Annotated in this window: 1 protein-coding gene; it reads right to left on the bottom strand. The window is 42.4% G+C overall.

Annotated elements, in window-relative coordinates:
- Positions 1 to 841, bottom strand: an 841-nt coding sequence (locus tag GMD4S_RS12415; RefSeq protein ID WP_000341153.1) for a S1 RNA-binding domain-containing protein, incomplete at both ends; no start/stop codon positions are given.

The following is an 841-nucleotide window of genomic DNA, read 5'->3' as shown; positions in this document are numbered from 1 at the left end:
CTACTACATCACCTTTAGCCAATTTTTGCTCAACGCCATCCCATGGTCCAGGTGTTGTTGCTTTAAGTGAAAGTGATACGCGACCTTCTTCTTCGTTAAGATCAAGGATCTTCACTTCGATTTCTTCACCAACAGTTACAACTGATTTAGGTGATACGTTACGTTCGTGTGACAATTCAGTCAAGTGAACCAATCCGTCAACCCCACCAAGGTCGATGAAAGCACCAAAGCTAGTGATACGAGCAACTTTACCAGTTACGACATCACCAACAGCCAATTTACCGAATACTTCAGCACGAGCTGCCGCAGTAGCTGCTTCAACAACTTCACGACGTGAAAGGATGAAGCGGTTTTCTTTAGGATCAACTTCTTTGATTTTAGCATCAAATTCTTGACCTACGAAACGCTCAGTGTTACGTACGAAACGAGTATCCAACATTGAAGCTGGGATAAATCCACGAACACCTTCAAATTCTACTGAAAGTCCACCTTTAACGGCACGAGTTCCTTTAACAGTAACAACTTCTTCTTCGCGTCCTACAAGTTTGTCCCATGCTTTGCGAGCTTCAAGGCGTTTTTTAGATACAAGGTATGTAACTGTATCAGTATCTTTACCAACTACTTGACGAAGTACAAGAACATCCAATACTTCTCCTACTTTCACAAAGTCATTGATATCTGCATCGCGATCGTTTGTCAATTCGCGAAGAGTCAAGACACCTTCAACACCAGTCCCAGAGATTGCAACGTTAGCTTGAGTCGCATCAACTGTCAATACTTCAGCACTAACAACATCACCAGGCTCAACTTGGCTAACGCTATTTAGCAAATCTTCAAATTC

The sequence above is a fragment of the Streptococcus sp. GMD4S genome (genome assembly GCF_000296955.1).
Note: the sequence above shows the minus strand (reverse complement) of the source record. Positions and strands in the feature narration are given on the sequence as shown.